This window comes from Candidatus Amarolinea dominans (assembly GCF_016704685.1).
GTDB classification, from domain to species: Bacteria; Chloroflexota; Anaerolineae; order SSC4; family Amarolineaceae; genus Amarolinea; species Amarolinea dominans.
In genome coordinates this window covers 40308-62195 of record NZ_JADIZS010000016.1, presented here as the reverse complement: position 1 = coordinate 62195, position 21888 = coordinate 40308, and the positions used below count along the sequence as shown (strand labels likewise).

Annotated in this window: 18 protein-coding genes and 1 pseudogene; 12 read left to right on the top strand and 7 right to left on the bottom strand. The window is 65.8% G+C overall.

The window, feature by feature from the left end; genetic code table 11:
* The first annotated feature begins 72 nt into the window (after positions 1-72).
* Complete coding sequence (gene smc / locus IPF85_RS12035) at positions 73-3726, top strand: chromosome segregation protein SMC (RefSeq protein ID WP_343408322.1); 3654 nt, start codon at positions 73-75, stop codon at positions 3724-3726.
* Positions 3686-4585, top strand: a complete 900-nt coding sequence (locus IPF85_RS12030; RefSeq protein ID WP_343408411.1) for a DMT family transporter — start codon at positions 3686-3688, stop codon at positions 4583-4585. The genes smc and IPF85_RS12030 overlap by 41 nt, the downstream gene beginning before the upstream one ends.
* Before the next feature lie 592 nt (positions 4586-5177).
* On the opposite strand, the gene IPF85_RS12025 is transcribed toward IPF85_RS12030, so the two are convergent.
* Entirely contained in the window at positions 5178-5393 is a 216-nt protein-coding gene (locus IPF85_RS12025) for a hypothetical protein (RefSeq protein WP_343408321.1), read from the bottom strand.
* Between the two features lie 181 nt (positions 5394-5574).
* Between IPF85_RS12025 and IPF85_RS12020 the strand changes: the two genes are divergently transcribed.
* Positions 5575-7161, top strand: coding sequence for an SUMF1/EgtB/PvdO family nonheme iron enzyme (locus IPF85_RS12020; protein WP_343408320.1), 1587 nt, complete (start codon positions 5575-5577; stop codon positions 7159-7161).
* 30 nt (positions 7162-7191) lie between these two features.
* Here the strand turns inward: IPF85_RS12020 and IPF85_RS12015 are convergent, their stop codons facing one another.
* On the bottom strand, positions 7192-7440 hold the full coding sequence (locus IPF85_RS12015; protein WP_343408319.1) for a hypothetical protein: 249 nt from the start codon (positions 7438-7440) through the stop codon (positions 7192-7194).
* Between the two features lie 266 nt (positions 7441-7706).
* Between IPF85_RS12015 and IPF85_RS12010 the strand changes: the two genes are divergently transcribed.
* From IPF85_RS12010 to IPF85_RS12000, 3 genes are all read left to right on the top strand, one after another.
* On the top strand, positions 7707-8807 hold the full coding sequence (locus IPF85_RS12010; RefSeq protein ID WP_343408318.1) for a protein kinase: 1101 nt from the start codon (positions 7707-7709) through the stop codon (positions 8805-8807).
* Positions 8808-10138: 1331 nt separating this feature from the next.
* Positions 10139-10954 (top strand): glycoside hydrolase family 3 N-terminal domain-containing protein, encoded by an 816-nt coding sequence (locus IPF85_RS12005; protein WP_343408317.1) that lies wholly within the window; start codon positions 10139-10141, stop codon positions 10952-10954.
* Positions 10955-11242: 288 nt separating this feature from the next.
* Positions 11243-11977 carry a hypothetical protein gene (locus IPF85_RS12000; RefSeq protein WP_343408316.1) on the top strand — a complete coding sequence of 245 codons (735 nt, stop codon included), beginning with the start codon at positions 11243-11245 and terminating at the stop codon, positions 11975-11977.
* A gap of 53 nt (positions 11978-12030) precedes the next feature.
* Here the strand turns inward: IPF85_RS12000 and IPF85_RS11995 are convergent.
* The 4 genes and pseudogenes from IPF85_RS11995 to IPF85_RS11980 all read right to left on the bottom strand — a co-directional run bounded on the left by IPF85_RS11995 (position 12031) and on the right by IPF85_RS11980 (position 14942).
* Positions 12031-12743, bottom strand: a pseudogene (locus tag IPF85_RS11995) (amino acid ABC transporter permease).
* Positions 12744-13183: 440 nt separating this feature from the next.
* Positions 13184-14149: a transporter substrate-binding domain-containing protein gene (locus IPF85_RS11990; protein ID WP_343408315.1), complete on the bottom strand. Its 966-nt coding sequence runs from the start codon at positions 14147-14149 to the stop codon at positions 13184-13186.
* The gene (locus tag IPF85_RS11985; RefSeq protein ID WP_343408314.1) at positions 14140-14664 is read right to left on the bottom strand and encodes a transporter substrate-binding domain-containing protein; all 525 of its coding nucleotides are present in this window, start codon (positions 14662-14664) and stop codon (positions 14140-14142) included. The genes IPF85_RS11990 and IPF85_RS11985 overlap by 10 nt, the downstream gene beginning before the upstream one ends.
* Positions 14661-14942 (bottom strand): hypothetical protein, encoded by a 282-nt coding sequence (locus IPF85_RS11980; protein ID WP_343408313.1) that lies wholly within the window; start codon positions 14940-14942, stop codon positions 14661-14663. The genes IPF85_RS11985 and IPF85_RS11980 overlap by 4 nt, the downstream gene beginning before the upstream one ends.
* Before the next feature lie 1080 nt (positions 14943-16022).
* On the opposite strand from IPF85_RS11980, the gene IPF85_RS11975 reads away from it, so the two are divergent.
* From IPF85_RS11975 to IPF85_RS11960, 4 genes are all read left to right on the top strand, one after another.
* Positions 16023-16319 (top strand): HNH endonuclease, encoded by a 297-nt coding sequence (locus IPF85_RS11975; RefSeq protein WP_343408312.1) that lies wholly within the window; start codon positions 16023-16025, stop codon positions 16317-16319.
* A 171-nt stretch (positions 16320-16490) separates the two neighbouring features.
* Positions 16491-17690 (top strand): acyl-CoA dehydrogenase family protein, encoded by a 1200-nt coding sequence (locus IPF85_RS11970; protein WP_343408311.1) that lies wholly within the window; start codon positions 16491-16493, stop codon positions 17688-17690.
* A 28-nt stretch (positions 17691-17718) separates the two neighbouring features.
* The gene (locus IPF85_RS11965) at positions 17719-18795 is read left to right on the top strand and encodes a phosphotransferase family protein (RefSeq protein ID WP_343408310.1); all 1077 of its coding nucleotides are present in this window, start codon (positions 17719-17721) and stop codon (positions 18793-18795) included.
* Positions 18796-18833: 38 nt separating this feature from the next.
* Complete coding sequence (locus tag IPF85_RS11960) at positions 18834-19628, top strand: hypothetical protein (protein ID WP_343408309.1); 795 nt, start codon at positions 18834-18836, stop codon at positions 19626-19628.
* Positions 19629-19720: 92 nt separating this feature from the next.
* Here IPF85_RS11960 and IPF85_RS11955 read toward each other — a convergent pair whose 3' ends face one another.
* Positions 19721-20929: an acyl-CoA dehydrogenase family protein gene (locus IPF85_RS11955; protein ID WP_343408308.1), complete on the bottom strand. Its 1209-nt coding sequence runs from the start codon at positions 20927-20929 to the stop codon at positions 19721-19723.
* A 261-nt stretch (positions 20930-21190) separates the two neighbouring features.
* Between IPF85_RS11955 and IPF85_RS11950 the strand changes: the two genes are divergently transcribed.
* Both IPF85_RS11950 and IPF85_RS11945 read left to right on the top strand, forming a co-directional pair.
* Positions 21191-21388, top strand: a complete 198-nt coding sequence (locus tag IPF85_RS11950) for a cold shock domain-containing protein (RefSeq protein ID WP_343408410.1) — start codon at positions 21191-21193, stop codon at positions 21386-21388.
* Positions 21389-21421: 33 nt separating this feature from the next.
* Positions 21422-21841, top strand: a complete 420-nt coding sequence (locus IPF85_RS11945; protein ID WP_343408307.1) for an RNA-binding protein — start codon at positions 21422-21424, stop codon at positions 21839-21841.
* Positions 21842-21888: the final 47 nt, after the last annotated feature.

Below are 21888 nucleotides of genomic sequence, written 5' to 3'. Positions count from 1 at the left end.
TAGAATGCATTCTGCTGCCCGTCTCAGCACGGAGAGACGAGTTGACGCCCGATAAGCATCGAATGGAGATTCATGCGCCTCAAGCAACTTGAACTGCAAGGCTACAAATCGTTCGCCAATCGTACTGAGTTCGTCTTCGACCGCGGCGTGACCGCGGTCATTGGCCCCAATGGCTCCGGTAAATCGAATGTGGCCGACGCGGTGCGCTGGGTGCTCGGCGAGCAGAGCTTCAACCTGCTGCGCGGCAAGAAGACCGAAGACATGATCTTCTCCGGCAGCGATCAGCGCGCCCGCCTGGGCATGGCCGAGGTGCGCCTGACCCTGGACAACAGCGATGGCTCGCTGCCGCTCGACTTTGCTGAAGTGACCATCACGCGTCGCGCCTTCCGCTCTGGTGAAAACGAATATCTGCTCAACGGCAACCGCGTGCGCCTCAAGGACATTGCCGAGCTGCTCGGCCGCTCCGGTCTCAGCCGGCGCACCTACACCGTCATCGGCCAGGGCCTGGTGGATCAAGTGCTCTCCCAGCGGCCCGATGAGCGCCGCGCGCTGTTCGAGGAGGCCGCAGGCATCACCGGCCAGCAGGCCAAGCGCGACGAAGCCCTGCGCCGCCTGGACGAAACGAAGGTCAATTTACAGCGGGTGCAGGACCTGCTGCAGGAACTGACCCCGCGCTTGCGCCACCTCAAACTGGCCGCGGACAAGGCCAACCAGGCCAGGCAGCTCCAGGCCGACCTGCACGCGCTGCTGCGCACCTGGTACGGCTACCGCTGGCATACGCTGCTGGGCGAGGTTGAACGCGCCCAGCAGGGCGAGCGCAGCGCCGCTGACCTGCAACGCCAGTTCCAGGCCGATCTGGCCCGCCTGGAAGCGGATCTGCAGGCGCAGCGCGCTCGCCATGCTGATCTGCGCCAGCACCTGGGCGATTGGCACCGCGCAGCCAGCGCGCTGCACCGTCAGGCCGAGACGACCCAACGCGAACTGGCGGTCAACGAAGAGCGTCAGCGCCAACTGCTGGGTCGTCAACGCGACACCGCGCTCGAGGTGGAAAATTTGCAGGCGCAGGAAGCTGCGGCCCAGGAACGGCTGCAGGCCCTGCTGGCGGCCGTGACCACTCACCGTGAAGCCGCGACGGCACGGCAGGCCGCGGTGCGCCAGGCAGAAGAGGCCCTGGCCGCACGCCAGGCTGACCGTCGTGTCCGCCAGCAGGCGCTGGAGCAGGTGCAGGCCGAAGCCAACCGCCTGCTCGCTGCCCAACAGGCCGCACGTGCGCAGTTGACGCAGATTGGCGAACGTCAGGCTGCGTTGCAGAAAAAGCAGTCCGAACACGCCGGCGCCATCGCCGTCGCGCGCCAGACCGCGGCCACCCTGGCGCAGCGTGTCGGTCTCCTGGAGGCCGAACAGGCGGCTGCACAGGCCGAAATTCAACGCCTGGGCAACCTGGGCGCCGAGCAGGCAGCCCTGGCCGAGCAGGCTGAGGCTGAGCGCCGCCAACTGGCTGCCGCGCTGAACGATGTCAGCCGTGAAAGCGCCAGCTTGCAGGGCCGTTTCGAGGTGCTGACGCGTTTACGCAGCGAAGGCGCGGGCTTTGCCGCGGGCACGCGGGCCGTATTGGCCGATCTGTCCAGCCCGCGGCCACAGCTTCCGGCCGGCATCCTGGGCACAGTCGCCTCGTTGATCCGGGTGCCCAGTCATCTGGAGACCGCGCTCGAAGTCGCCCTGGGCGGTCAACTGCAGGACATCGTGGTGGAAACCTGGGAGGTGGCCGAGGCCGCCATCGCGTTTCTCAAACGCACCGACAGCGGGCGCGCCACCTTCCTGCCCCTGGACACGATCCGGCCCGCGCCGCCCATTCCTGTGCCGCGTGGCGCGGGGGTGCTCGGCGTCGCGGCCGACCTGGTGGAGGCCGCGCCGCGCCTGGCGCCGGTGGTCGCTTACCTGCTCAATCGCGTCGTCGTCACCGAAGACCTGGCCGCGGCGCGGCGTGTGCGCCAGGGGCTGGGCAGCGGCCCGCAGCCAACGCTGGCGACGCTGGAAGGCGACCTGGTGCGGCCCGGCGGCAGCGTCAGCGGCGGCAGCTCAGCGCGCAATCGCCAGGATGGCTCAGTGCTGGCGCGCGAACGCGAGTGGCGTGAGCTGCCCGCGGCTATCGAGGCGTTGAAGGCGCGCAGCCGCCAAGTCGAGTCCCAGGTGCGCCAGGCGGAACAGAAGCGCCAGGCCGCGCTCGACAGCCAGCGTCAACTGCGCAGCGTGCAGACACAGCAGGAACAACAGGCCGCGACCGGTCGTGAGGCGCTCAACCAGGTGCAGCGCGACCTGGATCGTCAGCGCCAGGCCGAACGTTGGCACACCGACCTGGCGCGGCAGGCGGCCGAGGAAAGCGTCACCCTGGCCGCGCGGATCAGCGCGCTGCAAGCCACCCTGACCCAGCACGACGCCCAGCAGGCGGCCAGCCAGGACGCCATCGGCGCCGCGCGGCAATCGCTGGCCGCGCTCGCGGCTGATGATCTCGATCAGGCGCTGGCCGCGGCACGCGCCGCCCTGGCAACCGCGCAGGCGCAGGTTTCCACGCAGTCCGCGCTGGCGCAGCAGGCGCAGATGGCGCGTGAACAGGCTATCGCGCAAGCCGCGGCCCGTCGCGCCCGCGCCGCGGAGTGGCAGGCCGAGCTGGAGCGCCTGGGCGCGCACGTGCGCGAGTTGACCAGCCAGGATGGCCGGCTGGCCGGCCAGATCAAGACCTATCAGGATCAGATCGAACCGGCCGAGGCTGAACTGGCAAAGGTGGAAGCGACGCAAACGCAGCAGGAAAACGTGGCCAACCGGGCGCGCCAGCAGGTACGCAGCGCCGAGGTGCAGTTGAACCAGGCCCGCCTGGAGTTGGAACGACGCCAGGACACGCTGGCGCGCCTGCGTCGCGACATCGAGCACGATTTTGGCCTGGTGCAGTTGGAGCAGAGCGAGGAGCTGGCCGAGCAGCCGCCGCTGCCGTTGGGCGCGCTGGTCGAAACCCTGCCGGTGGTGGAAACTCCGCCGGAGGGGCTGGAAGCCGAGGTGCAGCGCCTGCGTCAGCAGTTGACCCGCCTGGGCAACATCAACCCCGACGCACCGACCGAGTATCAGGAAGCGGCCGGCCGCCATACCTTCCTGGTCGAGCAGGTGGCCGACCTGGAAAAAGGGGCGCACGGGCTGCACGAGGTCATCGCCGAACTGGAGAAGGTGATGGAGCGGGAGTTCCGCAAGACCTTTCGGGCCATTGCCGAGCGCTTCAAGGAATACTTCAGCATGCTCTTTGGCGGCGGCAGTGCGCGTCTCAGCCTGACCGATGGCGACAGTCTGGCCACGACCGGCATCGAGATCATCGCCCGGCCGCCGGGCAAGCGGCCGCAGAGCCTGGCCTTGCTCTCCGGCGGCGAACGTGCGTTGACCGCGGCCGCGCTCATCTTCAGCGTGCTCAGCGTCAGCCCGCCGCCGTTCTGCATTCTGGATGAGGTGGATGCGGCCCTGGACGAGGCCAACGTGGGGCGTTTTCGGGATGCGCTCGGCCGCCTGGCGCGTGACACTCAGTTCATCGTCATCACGCACAACCGCGGCACGGTGGAGGCCGCGCGGACCATCTACGGCGTCTCCATGAGCACGGACAATACCTCGCAGGTATTGTCGCTGCGCCTGGAAGAGGTGCCCGGTGATGCTGACGAGCGCAAGGTTGAAGCGGGCCGTGCGGGGTAAGTTCTGGGCTGCGCCCGCGCTCATCGCCAGTGTGTTCTTCTGGTCCGCCAGTTTTACCTGGTCCAAGCTGGCCTTGCAGGAGGTGAACCCATGGAGCCTGGCCTTCTGGCGCTGGCTGATCGCGGCCCTGTTCTTCGCCGCCTATCTGCCGCTGAGCGGACAGGGGCCGCAGGTGCGTCTGGCGCTGCGGCGAGATGGCGGACGCCTGCTCCTGCTCAGCCTGCTCGGCGTCAGCCTGCTCTACGGCCTGCAGAACATCGGCCTGACCCGCACCAGCGCCATCCACAGCAGCCTCATCATGAACGCCATCGGCCTTTTCACCGCGCTGCTCGGCGTCTTCTGGCTGGGCGAGCGGCTGAGCGGCCGCGGCTGGCTGGGCCTGGCGCTGGCGTTCGGCGGGGTGATTCTCATCGTCTGGCAGGGCGCCGCGCCCGCGGCTGGCGTCAGCACCCTGGCGGGCGACCTGATCACGCTGGCAGCCGCGCTGTGCGCCGCGCTCTATTCCATCTACGGCAAGCCGCTGGTCGGCCGTACGCCGCCGGCCGTCATGACCGGGTTGGTCGCCGGCTTTGGCGCCCTCTTCTTGCTGCCGGTCGCCGCCTGGCAAGGGCTGACCATCCCCGCCCAGCCAGGCACATGGCTGCTGCTGCTGGCCCTCGGCATCGGCAGCAGCGCGCTCGCCAACCTGGCCTGGTGGCAGATCCTGGCCCGTATGGACGCCAGCCGCGCCGGCATCTTCCTCTTCCTCATCCCCGTCATCGCCAGCCTGATCGCCGTCATCACCCTGGGCGAAAGCCTGGGCGGCCAAACCCTCGCCGGCGCTGCGCTCGTATTGGGTGGGCTGTACCTGGCGCGGTAGTTCCAAATGTAGCCATCCATGTGACTGGCCAGCGCCAGGCCGTCCTGGTGGGCGCGACGCGTCCCGTAGGGACACCTGACCTTAGCCATCATCGCACGAGCCGTATCCGTCCCGTAGGGACACCTGACCTTAGCGACGGATTGCGCTCGGGGCGGCCTCATTCAATCGTCCCTACGGGACGACGGGTGTGGGGGGGCATCGCTCGCTCAAGTCAAGGCGCCCCTACGGGACGACGGGTGTGGGGGGCATCGCTCGCTCAAGTCAAGGTGCCCCTACGGGGCGCCGCATTTCCAAATGTAGCTTCAACGCCCACAATCCCTCTTGCTGCCCACCTATCTCGGGGATTTTGGGCCAAAACCGCCCGAACGAGGAGCGCAGGCCCATTTACGGGCAGCCATTCCGTTCACATTTGGCGATCAGCAAATTTATCCTTATAATAAGGATGAATTCCCAGAAAAGTAGTCGTCATGAACGGACAATTAGCCGATACGAGGCGCCTCTATGCCATCTGATCCATCAACTCGCTTTCTCGACTTCGATCTGGAGAATTGGCTTCGGCGCAGACCGCGCCTATCCTGTGACCGTGCTCTATTCACCGGCAGGCGAGGCGCGCGGCGTCATGCGCTTCCCGGCCGATGATCGGACGCTCACCAGTGTCCTGGCGAATCTGCGCACCGCGCTGCTCGATTCCGACCATCAGCGACGTGCGGCGCCCAGCCCCGGTCAGCGGGCCGTGCGAGAATTCGGCCAGGCCCTCTTCGATGCGCTTTTCACCGGCGAGGTGCGCAGCCGCTATGATGTCAGCCAACAGCAGGCGGCCGACGCGGATGTGGGCCTGCGCCTGCGCCTGCGCATCCGACCGCCCGAACTGGCCGTGTTGCCCTGGGAGTACCTGTACGACGCCCGCGAGGGCGACTACCTCTGCCTGTCACGCAACACGCCGATCATTCGCTACCCGGAACTGCCACAAGCCGTGCAGCCCCTTGCCCGTGGTCAAGCCACTGCGCATCCTGGGCGTGGTCGCCGCGCCCCGCGACCTGCCTGCCCTGGACGTGGCGCAGGAACAGGCGCGCATCGGCCGCGCGCTGGCGTCCCTGCAGGCCGGCGGGCAGGTACACCTGACCTGGCTTGCCGAATCCACGGTGCGCGCCTTGCAGCAGGCGCTGCGCGCAGGCCCGTGGCACATCTTTCATTTTGTGGGTCATGGCGGCTTCGACAGCGCCAGTGACGAGGGCTTCGTGGTGTTGACCAACGATACCGGGCAGTCACAGCCGCTGTTCGCCACACAACTGGCGCGGCTGCTGGCCGACCAGCGCAGCCTGCGCCTGGTGCTTCTCAACGCCTGCGAAGGGTCGGTCAGCAGCGAACACGACATCTTCTCCAGCGTGGCCGCCATCCTGACGCGGCGGGGAATGCCGGCCGTGCTGGCGATGCAGGATGTCATCACAGACCAGGCCGCGCTGGAATTTGCCCGCGCCTTCTACGAAGCCGTGGCCGATGGGCTGCCCGTGGAGGCCGCGGTCAGCGAGGGCCGCAAGACGGTGAGCCTGGTGGTGGGCAACACGGTGGAATGGGGCACCCCGGTCCTGACCATGCGCGCGCCCGAAGGGACGCTGTTCGCTGTCAACGCAGGGCCGGTGGCGGTGACATCGCCCGTCGAGGCCGAAAAACGGGGCAGTGCGGAGGATGTTCTCCCTGCGCTGCAGGCGCCGCGACCTGGCCCCATTGCAGCCCACTGGTTGGAAATGGTGGCGCCCCGCAGCCATACCGCAGCGGCGCCGGCCCGCATCGCGTTCGACTGGGTGGAGATTCCCGCGGGACCGTTCTGGATGGGGAGCGACAAGCAGAAGGACGCTGAGACCTCGGAACATGAGCTGCCGCAGCACAGGGTGACCTTGGGCGCGTATCGAATCAGCCGGGCGCCGGTGACGGTGGCGCAGTTTGCGGTCTTTGTGCAGGCAACGGGCTACGTGACGACGGCGGAGAAGGAAGGGTGGAGTCACGTGTGGACCGGATCGAAGTGGAAGCAGGTGAAGGATGCGTCATGGCGAGCGCCGCGCATGCCTGGCAGTGACGTGGAGCAGAAAGGGCAGCATCCGGTGACGTGCGTGAGTTGGATGGATGCGTTGGCGTTTTGCGCCTGGGCAGGGGTGCAGATTCCCAGCGAGGCGGAATGGGAGAAGGCGGCGCGCGGCGCGGATGGGCGGATTTACCCGTGGGGGAACGAGGCGCCAGACGGGCGCCGCTGCAACTTCGGCGTGGACGGTGGCGACACGACGGCGGTGGGGAGTTACCCAATGGGAGCGAGCGCCTATGGGGTGTTGGACATGGCGGGGAACGTGTGGGAATGGACGCGCAGTGCGTGGGGACAACAATGGGAGAAGCCAGATTTTGCCTATCCGTACAACGCACGCGATGGCCGCGAGGAATTGAGCAGAACAGATCTGCGTCGAGTCCTGCGGGGCGGGAGCTGGCACAATGGAAGCAACAACGTACGCTCCGCGCTCCGCTACCGCGGCAGCCCCAGCAGCCGCAGTTGCGATGTCGGTTTTCGGGTGACATTTTCCGGCCTCTGAAACTTATGCTGCGATCGCACCCTGCCAGGTTCAGTTGGCTAAAAGTCGCACCCGTGCCTCGGCCAATGACACCGTTCCATGCTCGCGGCCTCTGGCGTCGAGCCACTGCATTAGGGCTTGATTCTGCCGCGTCAGCTCGATCTCGCGGTCGAAGCTGTCTACCTCGGCCAAGATGAACTCCCGCCCATCGCCGGTCATCAGAACCAGATTTTCACTCGATGCTTGTTCCAATAAGTCTCGCAACGTCTTTTTGCGTGCTGAAACGAGAATCGTCTTCATAGTTCTCTTTTGGAAAACCACGCCACGTCATCGAGCGCAGATGGCGACAAGGTTATCTCAAACATGCGTAGGATTATACTCTACGCTCAGAAGACCAGCAATAATGACGCGCAGATCACGTGATTGCGTACACCAGCTTGTTGATTCGCACGCCATCGCCTATAATCTAGCTGCCCCGACAGACTCACACCGCCCGCACAAGGCCGGCCCCGACGCCATCAGGAGGTTCTGATGCCTCTCCCATCCAACCCGCTCCCCCTGGCACGATGCTCGAAAACCGTTACCGCCTCGAATCCCTGCTTGGCAAAGGCGGGCTTGGCGCGGTTTATCGCGCCTGGGACACACGCCTGGAACAGTGGGTGGCGTTGAAGGAAAACACGCTGGCCACGGCCGATGCGCGCATCCAGTTCGAGCGCGAGGCGAAAGTCCTGGCCCGCCTGCATCACACCCACTTGCCCAAGGTCAGCGATCACTTCATCACGGCCGACGGCGCGCAATACCTGGTCATGACCTTCATCGCCGGCGCCAATCTGGCCGAACTGCTGGCGTCACGCGGGCGCCAGGCGCCGACCCAGGTCGGTGCCTGGTTTACCCAGGTGTGCGACGCGCTCACCTATCTGCACAGCCAGAATCCACCCGTCCTGCACCGCGACATCAAGCCGCAGAACATCAAGGTCACGCCAGAAGGCCAGGCCTTCCTGGTGGACTTTGGCCTGAGCAAGGTGGGCGGCGGCGGGCAGAGCACCATCGCGGGCGCCCAAGGCGTGACGCCCGGCTTTTCACCCTGGGAGCAGTACGGCGGCCAGGCGCACACCGATCACCGTTCGGACATCTACGCCCTGGCCGCGACGCTGTATGCGATGTTGACCGGAGAAACGCCTCCTGACAGCGTGCGGCGCATGGCCGGTGAGGTGCTGAAACCCCCGCGGGTGTTGAACGCCGGCCTCAACGTGGCGCTGGAGAAGGCGCTGCTGCACGGCCTGGAGACGCTGCCACAAAATCGCCCGGCGAGCGTGGATGAGTTTCGGCAGGAAGTCGAAGCATCGCTCGGCCATGGCCAGGTCGTGACGCCGTCGCCGGCCACAGTGGCGGCGCCGCCAACCCTGGTTACGCCACGGGAAACGCCGCCCACCGAGGTGGCCGCGCCGGCCCCGGTCGTCCAGACACCGCGGTCGTCACCCATGCCGGTCGCGGCGCGGCGCAAATCCCCGGCGCCAGGATGGGCGCTGATGGCGATCGGCGCGGCCGCCATCGTCTTGCTCGTTGTGGCCTGGTCAGCATCGGCGGCAGTCGCGGCCAAAACCAGGCCGGCGTGGCGACCGACACGCCGCGCGCCATCGCCACGTCCACGCTGCGACCCGCGCTGAACTCCGCGACGCCCACGCCGGTCATACCCACGGATACGCCCGTTGCGCCCACCGCGACGGCCGATGCCGGTGCGACATCCACGGCCGCCGTGCGTGCCCTACGGGACGCGTGGAACCAGGTGGCCGTTGCGACGGCCGACGCGCGCAGCGCGGCACGCGCCGCCGCGCGCAGCCAGGCGTTGGCCCAGGCCAAGACCAAGCCGCTGCCGGTCATCGAGGCCGTGCGTATCCCCGGCACCTTCGTCCCCGGCGAGCCGTTCGAGGTCGAAATCCAGGTCAGCAACCTCGGCGCCGCGGCCAATGGGGGCGGTTCGATCACGCTCTCCCTGCCCGACGGCGGGGACATGACCGTCGTGGATGCCGACGTGCGCATTTTGCCCGTTGACTGGGCCGACTGCAAGTATAGCGATCCCAATGCGCGGGTGATTGATGTTTCGTCGCCGTGCAACAAGGTGCTGAAGGCCGGCAGCCTCTGCCCTGCGCAAACGCTGGTGGTGCAGCGACCGGTCGCCGAACTGTGGTACAAGCCCTGGCCTGCGAACGATACACATTTCTTGCGCGTGCGCATCACCCCAACGCTGCAGGCCGCCCGCGTAACGCTCTACCTGCGGGTGAGCATGCGCCACTTAGCCGCGTCCTGCGATCTGGTGATGCTGCCCCCGGCCGCCGCGGCCATTCCGCAGGATCAGCAGGGGTTTGCCGTCGAAGCGTTCGATGTGATCAACGTGACGGCTCTATCCCACGGGATCGCCTTCGTCACGTCGCCCGCCGATGGTGCGGCTGTCGGCCAGACGATAGCGGTCAAAGGCACACTGTCGAGCCTGGCGCCCGGCCAGCGCGCCTTCCTGGTGACGCGTTCCACTGCGTTTGGGCGCCGGTTCTTCCCGATCAAGGAAATTGCGCCAGACGCGGCGGGGCGTTGGGCGATGGATGCCCAGTATGCTACCCCTGGCTACAGTTACGAGACCTTGGTGGTGGCGACCCAGAACCCGGCCTCGGCGCAGGCGCTGAGCAGTCAGGCTAATCGGGTGAATGGCCTGACGGCCCTGCCTGATGAGACGGCCATCATCAGCCCGGTGCTTCGCGTGCGCCGGCGGTAAGGCAGCGCGGACCACGCCTTACGCTGTGTTGAAACTGGTGTGATTTTCGCCGAATGAACCACGGAACAGACAGAATACACGGAAGGGAGGATGAAGAATAGTGTTCTGTGTGGTCTGTGTATTCCGTGGTGGATTGGGTAGTCAGGGAAGGCCGACTTAGTAATGGTCGCTGCAGTTTCAATCGCCAGTGAAGAATGTTGGAGTCTGTTTGTGCGCTTAGGGAAGAATCACGTGGGTGCTGACGCTGACCACCGGCGACAGCAGGGGTCAGGGTGGGTGCAAGCTGCCGCGTTGCTCATGATTGTTTGCCTGACAAGCGCGTGCGCGCCCACCCGCCAGTCAACGCCGCCCCCACCCGCGGCCGTCAGCGTTACGGCCTCACCTAGGCCGCCTCAACCGACCGTCACGCTGGCGCCGCTGCACACGCCAACCCCGGCGGCGGCCGCGCCGGTAGCCGACCTGGAGCCGCGGGTCGCCGACCTCGTGGCCCGCATGAGCCTGGAAGAAAAGGTCGGCCAGTTATTCCTGGTTTACTTCGACGGCCCCACGCTCTCCCCGGCGCTCAAAACGATGATTGCCGATTATCACGTGGGCGGCATCGTGCTGTTTCAGATCGCTGACAACCTGCAGAGCGCGCGGCAGGCGGCGGAGCTGATCAACAGCGCCCAGACCCAAGCGGTCGCGCATGGCGCCCAGGTTCCCCTGTTCGTGGCCGTTGACCAGGAAGGCGGGCCGGTCGTGCGCCTGCCGTCCCCGGCCACACACTTCCCCAGCAACATGGCGATCGGCGCCAGTGGATCGGCCGACCTGGCCCGCACGATGGCCCAGGTTACCGCCAGCGAGCTAAAGGCGTTGGGCATCAACATGAACCTGGCGCCGGTGCTCGATGTGAATGATAACCCCGACAATCCTGTCATCGGCCTGCGCTCGTTTGGCTCCTCGCCGGACGAAGTGGCCCGGCTTGGCGCCGCGATGATCGAGACCTATCGCGGCCGGTATTCTGGCGACGGCCAAACATTTTCCCGGCCACGGCAACACCGCCGTTGATTCGCACGTCGGGCTGCCGGTCGTGACCCAGGACATGGCCCATTTGCGCGCCGTGGAGCTGGCGCCATTCCAGGCCGCGATTCGCGCGGGCGTGGATGCCATCATGACCGCGCATGTGCTTTTCCCCGCGCTCGAAGGCAGCACCGGACGACCGGCCACCCTCTCCAGCCGGGTTCTGCAAGACCTCCTGCGCCGGGAGATGGGCTTCGACGGCCTGATTGTCACCGATTCGCTGACCATGGGCGCGCTCTTCAAGACGTATGGGGTCAACCAGGCGACGGGCTGGCCTTGCGCGCCGGGGCCGATGTCCTGGCCTTTGGGGCCGACGTCGGGCACACGCCGGCCGAACAAGCGCCGGCCTATCGTCATTTGCTGGCGCAGGTGCAGTCCGATCCTGAGTTGCGTCGCCGCCTGGATGAATCGGTGCAGCGCATTTTGCGGGTCAAGGCGCAATACGGGCTGTTCGCCTGGCAGCCAACAGACCCGCAAGCCGCGCTTCAAATTTTGGGGCAGGCAACCCACCTGGCGGCCGCGCAAGAGATTGCCCATGCCAGCGTGACCCTGCTGCGCGACGAGCAGGCGCGGCTCCCCATACCGGCCGATGGCGCGCTGCTGGTCGTCTGGCCCAAGAATGCGGGCAACCTGGGGCGCGCGCTGGCCGCGTGTCATCCCGACGTGCAAACGCTGATGGTCAGCGCGGACCCGACCGCGGCGGAAATTGACCAGGTCATGCGCCAAGCGCGGCGCGCCGCAGCGGTCGTGGTGGGGACCGCGGAGGCGCGCGGACGGCCCGGCCAGGCGCGCCTGGTCAACGCGCTGAGCCAGACCCGGCTGGTCGTCGTGGCCTTGCAGTCGCCGTACGATCTGCTCCGTTTTCCAGACACCTCGACTTACCTGGCCTCCTACGGTGATGCGCCGGCCTCGCTGGCGGCTGTGGCCGACGTGCTGTGCGGCGTGACGTCTGCCCGCGGCGCCCTGCCCGTGGATTTGCCTGACCTGTACGCCAGGGGCAGCGGCAACTGAGCGGGCTGATTTCGCGTTCATGGCTGCCGCGGCACTGCCTGCCGCACGATGGCTCAGCGCAGACGCTGTCCGCTGCCGTCATGCCCGGCCACGGGGGTCCGTTTTTCCAGATAGCGCACGAACAGCGAGAGCCCAATCGTCATCACCAGGTAGAGATAGGCCACGACGTTGTAGGTTTCGAAGAAGCGGAAGGTGCTGGCGGAGTAGACCTTGCCCAGCAGGGTGATGTCCTGCACGCCGAGCACGGAGACGAGCGAGGAGTCCTTGAGCATGGCGATGAAATCGTTGCCCAGTGGCGGCAGGACACGCCGCACCGCCTGCGGCAGGATGATGTAACGCATGGCCTGCCAATAGCTCATGCCCAGGCTGCGCGCGCCTCCACCTGCCCGCGCTCGATGGACTCGATGCCCGCGCGGAAGATCTCAGAGATGAACGCGCTGTAGCCCACGGTGAGCGCGAGAATCGAACGCACCGTGAAGTCAAGCCCGCGCACACTCAGCCCGGCCAGCGGATCGCCCAGGATGCCCAGGCCGACCCCTTGCAGCGCCTTGCCCAGCAGATTGATGCCATCCACCAGCCCCGGCGCGCCCACGAAGGCGATGTAGTACAGAATCACCAACATGGGCACGCCGCGCATGATCTCCACGTAGAACGACGCCACCTCACGCACCCAGCGTTGCCCGGACACCCGCGCCAGGCCAAGCAACAGCCCCAGCAGCAGCGAGAGCGCGAATGCGATCAGTGAGACGTAAAGCGTCACCCACATCCCCGCGGCAATGGCCGTGAAGATGACGTGATAGTCTTGATTGGTGATGATGCTCCCCAGCAGCAGCAAGCCGAGGAAGACCGTCATCACCAACCAATACGGAATTTGGCGCAAGCGTGCGGCCAGGGGAGTGCGCGCGTCAGGTTCCATCTAAAATCCCTCATAAACAGGATGCACAGGATGGACAGGATTCCTTTTCTGTCGCCAGCCAAACGATCGGTGTCGGCAGCCAGCAATCCTGTGCATCTTGTCAATCCTGTCTATTCTCGTCACTGCTGGGTCTGCCTGGAATTCAGACAGGATTCACAGGATTGACAGGATATTCGAACTCTCGTGCCGATAGTTTTGCACACCACAGAGCAAGAATCCTGTACATCCTGTTCATCCTGTCCAAATCGGCCTGCAGGGTGAGCAGTTACCTATTCTCTGTGCTCTCCGGTCTACTTGGCCGAAGCGTCGAACAGGAAGAACCAGCGGTTGCTCAGGTGATCGAGGAAACCGTCCTGTTTCATACTGCCAATCGCCTGGTCGAAGGGGGTGCGCAGGTCGGACTTGGGGGTGAGGATGAAGCCGAAGTCTTCGCCGGCCAGGGGATCGCCGATCAGCTTGAGCTTATCGGGGTTGGCGCCGATGTAGCCGCGGCTGGAGGCCTTGTCCATCAGCACCATGTCCACATCGCCCGTGATGAGGGCCTGCACGCTGGCGCCGAAGGTCTCGAAGAGGATGATGCGCGGGTTCTTCTCGTCGCCGTCGAGCACGCTGTAGACCGCGGCGTAGAAGTTGGTGGTGCCGGCCTGCGAGCCGATCAACAGCTTGGGATCGGCCTTGAACTGCTCCGGCGTGCTGAAACGGGTCTCGTCCGCGCGCACCAGCATGAACTGCTCCGAGCGCAGGTAGGGCGCGGAGAAGTCCACCTCTTTGGCGCGCTCCTCGGTAATGGTGATGCCATCCATGCCCACGTCGAACTGGCCGTCCTTGACCGCGGCGATCATCGTGTCCCAGGAGGTGACCTGCCAGTCCACGGTGCAGTTGAGGCGGCGGCAGATTTCAGCGATGGCGTCGTACTCCCAGCCCATGGCCTTGCCCGTCTTGCCGTCAATGAAGTTCAGCGGCGGGAAATCGTTCGCCGTCACCGCCTTGATCTGGCGCCCCTTCAGATCGGGCAGTTGATGGTACGCGTCACTGCCGGCCGGATCGGCCAGGAAGAACCAGCGGCTGCTCAGGTAGTCGAGATAGCCATCGGCCTTGAGCGCGGCAATCGCCTGGTCGAAGGGGGTGCGCAGGTCGGACTTGGGGGTGAGGATGAAGCCGAAGTCTTCGCCGGCCAGGGGATCGCCGATCAGCTTGAGCTTATCCGGGTTGGCGCCGATGTAGCCGCGGCTGGAGGCGTTGTCCATCAGCACCATGTCCACGTCGCCCGTGATGAGGGGCCTGCACGGTCGCGCCGAAGGTCTCGAAGAGGATGATGCGCGGGTTCTTCTCGTCGCCGTCGAGCACGCTGTAGACCGCGGCGTAGAAGTTGGTGGTGCCGGCCTGCGAGCCGATCAACAGCTTGGGATCGGCCTTGAACTGCTCCGGCGTGCTGAAACGGGTCTCGTCCGCGCACCAGCATGAACTGCTCCGAGCGCAGGTAGGGGTCGGAGAAGTCCACCTGCTGCTTGCGCTCCTCCGTGATCGTGATGCCGTCCATGCCCACGTCGAACTGGCCGGCCTTGACCGCGGCGATCATCGTGTCCCAGGAGGTGACCTGCCAGTCCACGGTGCAGTTGAGACGGCGGCAGATTTCGGCAATGGCGTCGTATTCCCAGCCCATGGCCTTGCCCGTCTTGCCATCAATGAAGTTCAGCGGCGGGAAATCGTTCGCCGTCACCGCCTTGATCTTGCGCCCTTTCAGATCGGGCAAGTTGTTGTAGGCGGTCACGTCCACGCTGGTGGCGGGCGGCGCAACGGTGGGGGATGCCGCGGCCGGGGTATCGGTGACTGCGGGCGCCGGCGGCGGCGGCAGGGTGGGGACGGCGGCGGCTGTTGGGGCGGCCGGCTGTGCGGTGGCGGTAGGCTGCGCCGCTGGCGTTGCGGGGCTGCACGCAGTGAGCAGCAGGCCAGGATCAACAGCAGGCTAAACAGAGAGGTTCGTTTGCTCATGGTCTTCTTCTCCATCTTCTTCTCCATCTTCTTCTCCATCTTTTTCGTGTCATCCAAGCGGCGCCTCCGCGCCCGGCGCCGGGCGGATCGTATGCACCGTTGTGCGGAAGTATACCACCGCGGTGGGCTATGTCCCAGATTTGATGGTTTCGGCGCAAACGGGCGCCGTGCGCAATCACCGTTGCGATGCCTGGGTTTACCCGTCAGTTATCCATGCCCCAGCCCCGCAAGTGGCTTTGCAGCCGGGGGGGCGAAAAAAAGGGGAAAGGGGGGGGGGGGGGGGGGGGGGGGGGGGGGGGGGGCCCCGGGGGGGGGGAAAGGGAAGGGGGGGGGTCGGGGGGAGGGGGGGGGGGGGGGGGGGGGGGGGGGGGGGGGGGGGGGGGGGGCGGGGGGGGGGGGGGGGGGGGGGGGGGGGGGGGGGGGGGGGGGGCGGGGGGGGGGGGGGGGGGGGGGGGGGGGGGGGGGGGGGGGGGGGGGGGGGGGGGGGGGGGGGGGGGGGGCCGGGGGGGGAGGAAGGGGGGGGCCGGGGGGGGGGGGGGGGGGGGGGGGGCGCGGGGGGGGGCGGGGGGGGGGGGGGGGGGGGGGTTCGGGGGAGGGGGGAAAAGGGCCCGGGGGGGGGGGGGGGGGGAAAAAGGGGGGGGAAAAAAGGGGGGGGGGGGGCCCCGCCTTCCGGGTTCTTCGCCGCGGGGGGGGGGGGGGGAAGGGGGGGGGGGGGGGGGGGGGGGGGGGGGGGGGGGGGGGGGGGGGGGGGGGGGGGGGGGGGGGGGGCCGGGGGGGGGGGGGGGGGGGGGGGGAGGGGGGGGGGGGGGGGGGGGGGGGGGGGGGGGGGGGGGGGGGGGGGGGGGGGGGGGGGGGGGGGGGGGGGGGGGGGGGGGGGGGGGGGGGGGGGGGGGGGGGGGGGGGGGGGGGGGGGGGGGAAAGGGGGGGGGGGGGGGGGGGGGGGGGGGGGGGGGGGGGGGGGGGCGGGGGGGGGAAAAAGGGGGGGGGGGGGGGGGGGGGGGGTTGCAGCGACTTGCAGTCGCCGGGCCTGCCGGTGTATACTGAACTCTCTCCTTCTCCGTCCCCCTCCCCCCCCCCGTTGGTCCCCCCCCCGAGGATCATCCTGCTCGATATCGGCAGCCCTGACGAGGTGTACCCATGAATAGATCAAGCAAAACGAAAACTGCCTGTGTCTATTGCGGCAGCGACAAGGATCTCACGGTCGAACATGTCGTGCCTATCTCGCGCTGGCGTGAATTTGGTGTTCGTCGGCGGGTGTTAGACAATGATTCCAATCGGGTGCATGCTTGTCTCAAGTGCAATGCGGAGAAGGGGGCGATGCTGCCCCGTGAGTGGTTCCACCTGCACCCGGAATACAAGGAGCGGTTTGTGCATGAAGCCAGGTACATCTCAGATGCCGTCAAGCGCATTGTTGGTCTGAGTGTGACCCGGTAAGACTCGCCCCTGTGTTGGTGCGGTTAAGGCGATTGGTTTGTGCCACGAATTGCCGCGAAGTGATGGTTGGGTGATGTTCTTGCCTTCCTGCGTGGGCGCGGCTAAAATCGTTGGTGAAGTTGTGCCCCTCCCATTCATGCGCCTGCAAAGGAGACGCTATCACGCGTGGTTATGACCGACCTACCTGCTTTTCTGGCCCGGATTCGGGCCTTTCGTGACGAACACCTGTTGCCCCTGGAAGCGCCCATGCTGCAAGCGGGCGTTGACGCCATTCTGCCCCGCCTGGACGAGCTGCGCCGCCTGGCGCGCCAGCTTGGTATCTGGGCGCCGCACCTGCCTCCCGCCCTGGACGGCGCTGGCCTTTCTCTGACCGCCTTTGCCCAGGTCAGCGAGGAGTTGGGGCGCAGCCCCTTCGGCCACTATGTGCTGAACTGCAACGCGCCCGACATCGGCAACCAGGAACTCTTGCTGCACCACGGCACGCCCGCGCAGCAGACCACCTACCTGGCGCCCCTGGCCCGCGGCGAAATCCGCAGCGCCTACGCTATGACCGAGCCTGAGCACGCCGGCTCCAACCCGGTTTGGCTCAGCACGACCGCCGCGCGCGATGGCGCCGATTATGTGCTCAACGGCCACAAATGGTTTGTGACTGGCTTCGAGGGCGCCGATTTCGTGATTGTGATGGCTGTGACCAACCCGCAGGCGCCCAAGCCGCACCAGCGCGCCAGCCAGATCATCGTGCCGCGCGGCGCGCCGGGGGTGGAGCATGTGCGCAAGATCAAGATCATGGGTGAAGAAGGCGCCGGCTGGGCCAGCCACAGTGAGTTGCGCTTTGTAAACTGCCGCGTGTCGGCCAGCAACCTCATCGGCGCGGAGGGCAGCGGGTTTGCCCTGGCGCAGGAGCGCCTGGGGCCGGGCCGCGTCCATCACTGCATGCGCTGGATTGGCATCTGCGAACGCGCCTTCGATCTGATGTGTACGTACGCGGCCACCCGCGAACTGGCGCCGGGCAAGCTGCTCGTGCAACAGCAGTCCGTGCAGCACGCCATTGCTGAGCGTCGGGCCGAAATCAACGCGGCGCGGCTGCTCGTCATGGACACCGCGGCCAGGATCGAGACCCTGGGCGCGCATGGCGCGCGCGTAGATATTTCGCTGATCAAGTTCTATGTGGCGAATGTCCTCAACCGCGTGCTCGATAGCGCCATCCAGGTGTATGGCGGGCTGGGCGTGACCGATGATACGATGCTGGCATTCTGGTATCGCCACGAGCGCGCGGCGCGCATCTACGACGGCGCGGATGAAGTTCATAAGACCGTTGTCGCCCGCCAGGTGATGAAAGCCTATGGCGTTGACATCTCGATCCTGGCCTGAGAGCCAGGCTGCGCCCAAGGAGTGAGCCATGATTGACGAGGCCCGCGCAGTGCGGCCCGGTGAACAGCTTGATGCCGAACGCCTGGCGGCCTTTCTGACGCAAAACCTGCAGGGCGCAGGCAGCGTCCTGCAGGTTGAACAATTTCCCAGCGGCTTCTCCAACCTGACCTACTTGCTGCGGCTGGGCGAGCGCCAACTCGTCCTGCGCCGGCCGCCGTTTGGCGCGGCCGTCAAGTCCGGTCATGACATGGCGCGTGAGTATCGCATCCTGCGCACGCTGCGGCCCGTTTACCCCAAGGCGCCCGCACCGCTGCTCTACAGCGACGATCTGAGTATCATTGGCGCGCCCTTCTATATAATGGAACGGGTCAGCGGAGTCATCCTGCGCAACCGCCTGCCGCCGGGCCTTAGCCTGACGCCCGGCCAGATGACCGCGCTGTGCCACGCGCTGATTGATAACCTGGTGGCCTTGCATCGCCTTGACCTGCACGCCACCGGCCTGGCCGACTTGGGCCGGCCCGAGGGCTACGTCCAACGCCAGGTCAGCGGCTGGATCAGGCGCTATGAAAATGCGCTGACCGATGATGTGCCGGCCATGACGCAGGCTGGCGCCTGGCTGCGCGCTCATCTGCCGCCAGACCAGGGCGCAGCCGGCGCCGCGCTCATCCACAATGACTACAAGTTCGACAACGTGGTGCTCGATCCAGACGACCTGACGCACATCCGCGCGGTGCTCGATTGGGAGATGGCCACGGTGGGTGACCCCTGGATGGATGTGGGCACCACCCTCGGCTACTGGGCGGAGGCCGGTGATCCTGAGATACTGCGCAATTTTGGCATGACCGCCCTGCCTGGCAACCTGACGCGGCAGCAGTTTGTGGATGCCTACGCCGCCGCCAGTGGGCGCGAGATCGGCCATGCCCTGTTCTACCTGGTGTTCGGCCTGTACAAGGTGGCCGTGATTGTGCAGCAAATCTATGCTCGTTACCGACAGGGGCATACGCAGGACCCGCGCTTTGCTCGCCTGATCCACCTGGTGCGCGCCAACGGAGAAATGATGACGCGGGCCATCGAGACGCAGCGGCTGTCGGGGTTGTTTGGGTGAAGAGACCGGAGACCGGAGACCGGAGACCCCCCCCTGGTGTGATGGGTGAGACTGAGAGGCTCGGCACAGGACATGCGGCGAATATCGGAGGGATGGATGGGGGCGAGGAGCAGGCGGCGCCTGTTCGCAGGGCATCCTCGCGACGAAAAGTATCTGCGACGGCGTCAGGCGGAGCGGAAGCACGTAGCAAGCGAGTAGCCAAACCCACCGGCGCGGCGGGGTCGAAGACGACGACGCGGCGTAAGGCGGCGGAGGATCAAACCGGCGCGGCGGGGCCGAAGACGACGACGCGGCGTAAGGCGGCGGAGGATCAGACCGGCGCGGCCAAGCCGAAGACGACAACGCGGCGTAGGGCGGCGGGGGATCAAACCGGCGCGGCGAAGCCCAAGACCACGGCGCGACCGCGCACGAGCGGCGTGCGTCGTGGCAGCGGCGCAACCGCCAAGCCAGCGACGACTCGTCCCGCCACAGGCCGCAAGGCAACGCCGCGTACCGGCTCGACGCTGGATCAGGACCTGGCACAGCATGCGGCTGAAACCTACACCGAGGCTGATTTGGAGGCCGGCAAGAAGTTGGCCGTGTCTATTGTGAGCAAAACGGTTACGAGCGGTGGCCTGGCGTCCCTGCTGAGCGTGTTGATGCCCGGCGCCGGCGCGGCCGCGGGTGCGGGCGGCTTGACGGCCTTGTTATCCAAACTGAGTGCGACGTATGGGGATCTCAGCGCGCAGGATCAAAAACACCTGCGCGCCGTGGTGGCTTGGGTCAAGGGTGGATTTCATCTGAAACTGGAGCCGTATACTGCAAGCGGGCACGAATTGCGCCTGTTTCCGTAGGCGGAAAAGTGAAGTCTATTCCCGCTTGCAGTATAGTTGACCAAAATCACGTCCCCGGTGTTGCCGGGGACGTGTGTCTTGGCGGGTCTTGCTTAGCTTTCCCACACTGCGGGATCGTACGGGGGCAGTTCACAGCGCAAAGGGGCGTTGCTGCGATAGCCCAGCGCGTAACCGGCCTGCATCAGCATGTGGATTTCGCTTGTGCCTTCGTAGATGATGGCCCCGCGCGAGTTGCGCAGATAGCGCTCCACGTCGTACTCATCGCTGTAGCCATAGGCGCCGTGAATCTGGATGGCTTCGTGCGCCGCTTGAAAAGAGGCATCGGTAGCAAACCACTTGAGCAGCGACGTCTCCTGGGTGTTGCGCAGTCCCATGTTCTTCATCCAGCCGACTTTGAGCGTCATCAGGCGGCCATATTCGTAATCGCGCACCATCTTGGCGATTTTCTCTTGCACCAGTTGATGTTTGCCGATCTCTTTGCCAAACGCCCGGCGCGAAGTGGCGTAGCTGGTGCTGGCTTCCAGGCAGGCCCGAATCAGCCCCACCGCGCCGGAGCCTACTGTGTAGCGGCCGTTGTCCAGGCAGGACATGGCGATCTTGAAGCCTTCACCTTCTTCACCCAGGCGATTGGCGACCGGCACGCGCACATCCTGGCAGTTGACCCAGCCGGTCGAGCCGGCGCGCACGCCCAGCTTACCGTGGATGTCGCCCCGAGTCACGCCTGAACGATCGGTCTCGATGATGAACGCGCTGAGCTGATCGTGCGGGTCCGGCCGTTCTGGGTTGGTGCGCGCCACCCACAGGATGTGGTGCGCCTTCGTGGCCAGGGAAATCCACATCTTTTCGCCGTTGACGATGTATTCATCACCGTCGCGTCGCGCGGTCGAGGTCATGGCGGCCACATCGCTGCCGACGCCTGGTTCTGTCAGGCCAAACATGGCATACTTCTCGCCTTTGGCCTGTGGCGTCAGGAATTTCTGCTTCTGCTCCTCGGTGCCCCACTGCAAAATGGCCAGGCTGTTGAGGCCCACGTGTACTGACATCACCACGCGCAGGCTGGTGTCCATCGCTTCCAGTTCTTCGCACACCAAGCCCAGCGTAATGTAGTCAAAGCCCTGGCCGCCGTACTTTTGTGGGATGCAGATGCCGAGGATGCCCAGATCGGCCATGCGGGACAAGATGCTGGGGTGCATCTGCTGGCTGCGGTCGGCATCCTTGATAATGGGCGCGATCTCCCTGTGAACGAAGTCGCGCACCATCTGTTGTGCCTGTAGATGTTCCGGGGTCAATGCGAAGTCCATAAATGTCACTCCTTTGTGAACCGATTGCGTTGGCAGTCGAACTTCTACACAGTATACCATATGATTTTGCATTAGGCGTATTTTGACGAGTTCTCGCATCTGTGCTAGAATGTCGTTCTGTAGGTTGCAGTAAGCATCTGTTCGGACGTGGTGAACGCTGTCAGGCTTGCAAGGCCGGGTGGCGTTTTTGTTTTCCCGTCATCAGGTCCATCACCTACAGATATCGGTTTGGGAGGTTGCGCAGCGTCAGTGGAAAAGCGCATGGTCGGAACGGTCAAGTGGTTTAACGGTGCCAAGGGGTACGGATTCATCCTCCAAGATAACGGTGAAGACGTTTTTGTGCACTACTCCGCCATCCAGTCGGATGGCTTCCGCACGCTTCAGGCGGGTGAGCGTGTTGAGTTCGAGCTCCGTCAAGGCGCTAAAGGCGTCAATGCCGCTAGTGTAGTTAGAATCTAGTTTTCGTGCCTGAGGGCAAAGGTGAGTGATTTGATGAGTACCAGGTTGTATATTGGGAACCTTCCCTATACCATGACGGACAACGACCTTGCGCAACTGTTTAGCAGCGCTGGGGAAGTTAAGACGGCGGAAGTCGTTCGTGACCGCGAGACTGGCCAGAGCAAGGGCTTCGGTTTTGTGGAAATGAAGGACGCGCCAGGCGCAGAGAAGGCCCTGCAAATGAATGGGGCTTCGTTCCAGAATCGCCAGATTCGGGTTGATGCTGCTCGCCCACGTGAACCGCGTGAAGGTGGTTTTGGCGGCGGTGATCGCGGCGGCGACCGCGGTGGTTTTGGCGGTGGACGCCGCAGCTTCGGCGGCGGTGGTGGTAGCGGCGGCGGCGAGCGCCGTGGGTTCGGCGGCGGCAGCAGTGGCGGCGGCGGCGGCAGGCGCGGTGGCGATCGCGATCGCTAAGCAATAGCAGGAACGTCGGTTAACCGGCACCCTTTGTAAATCGAACA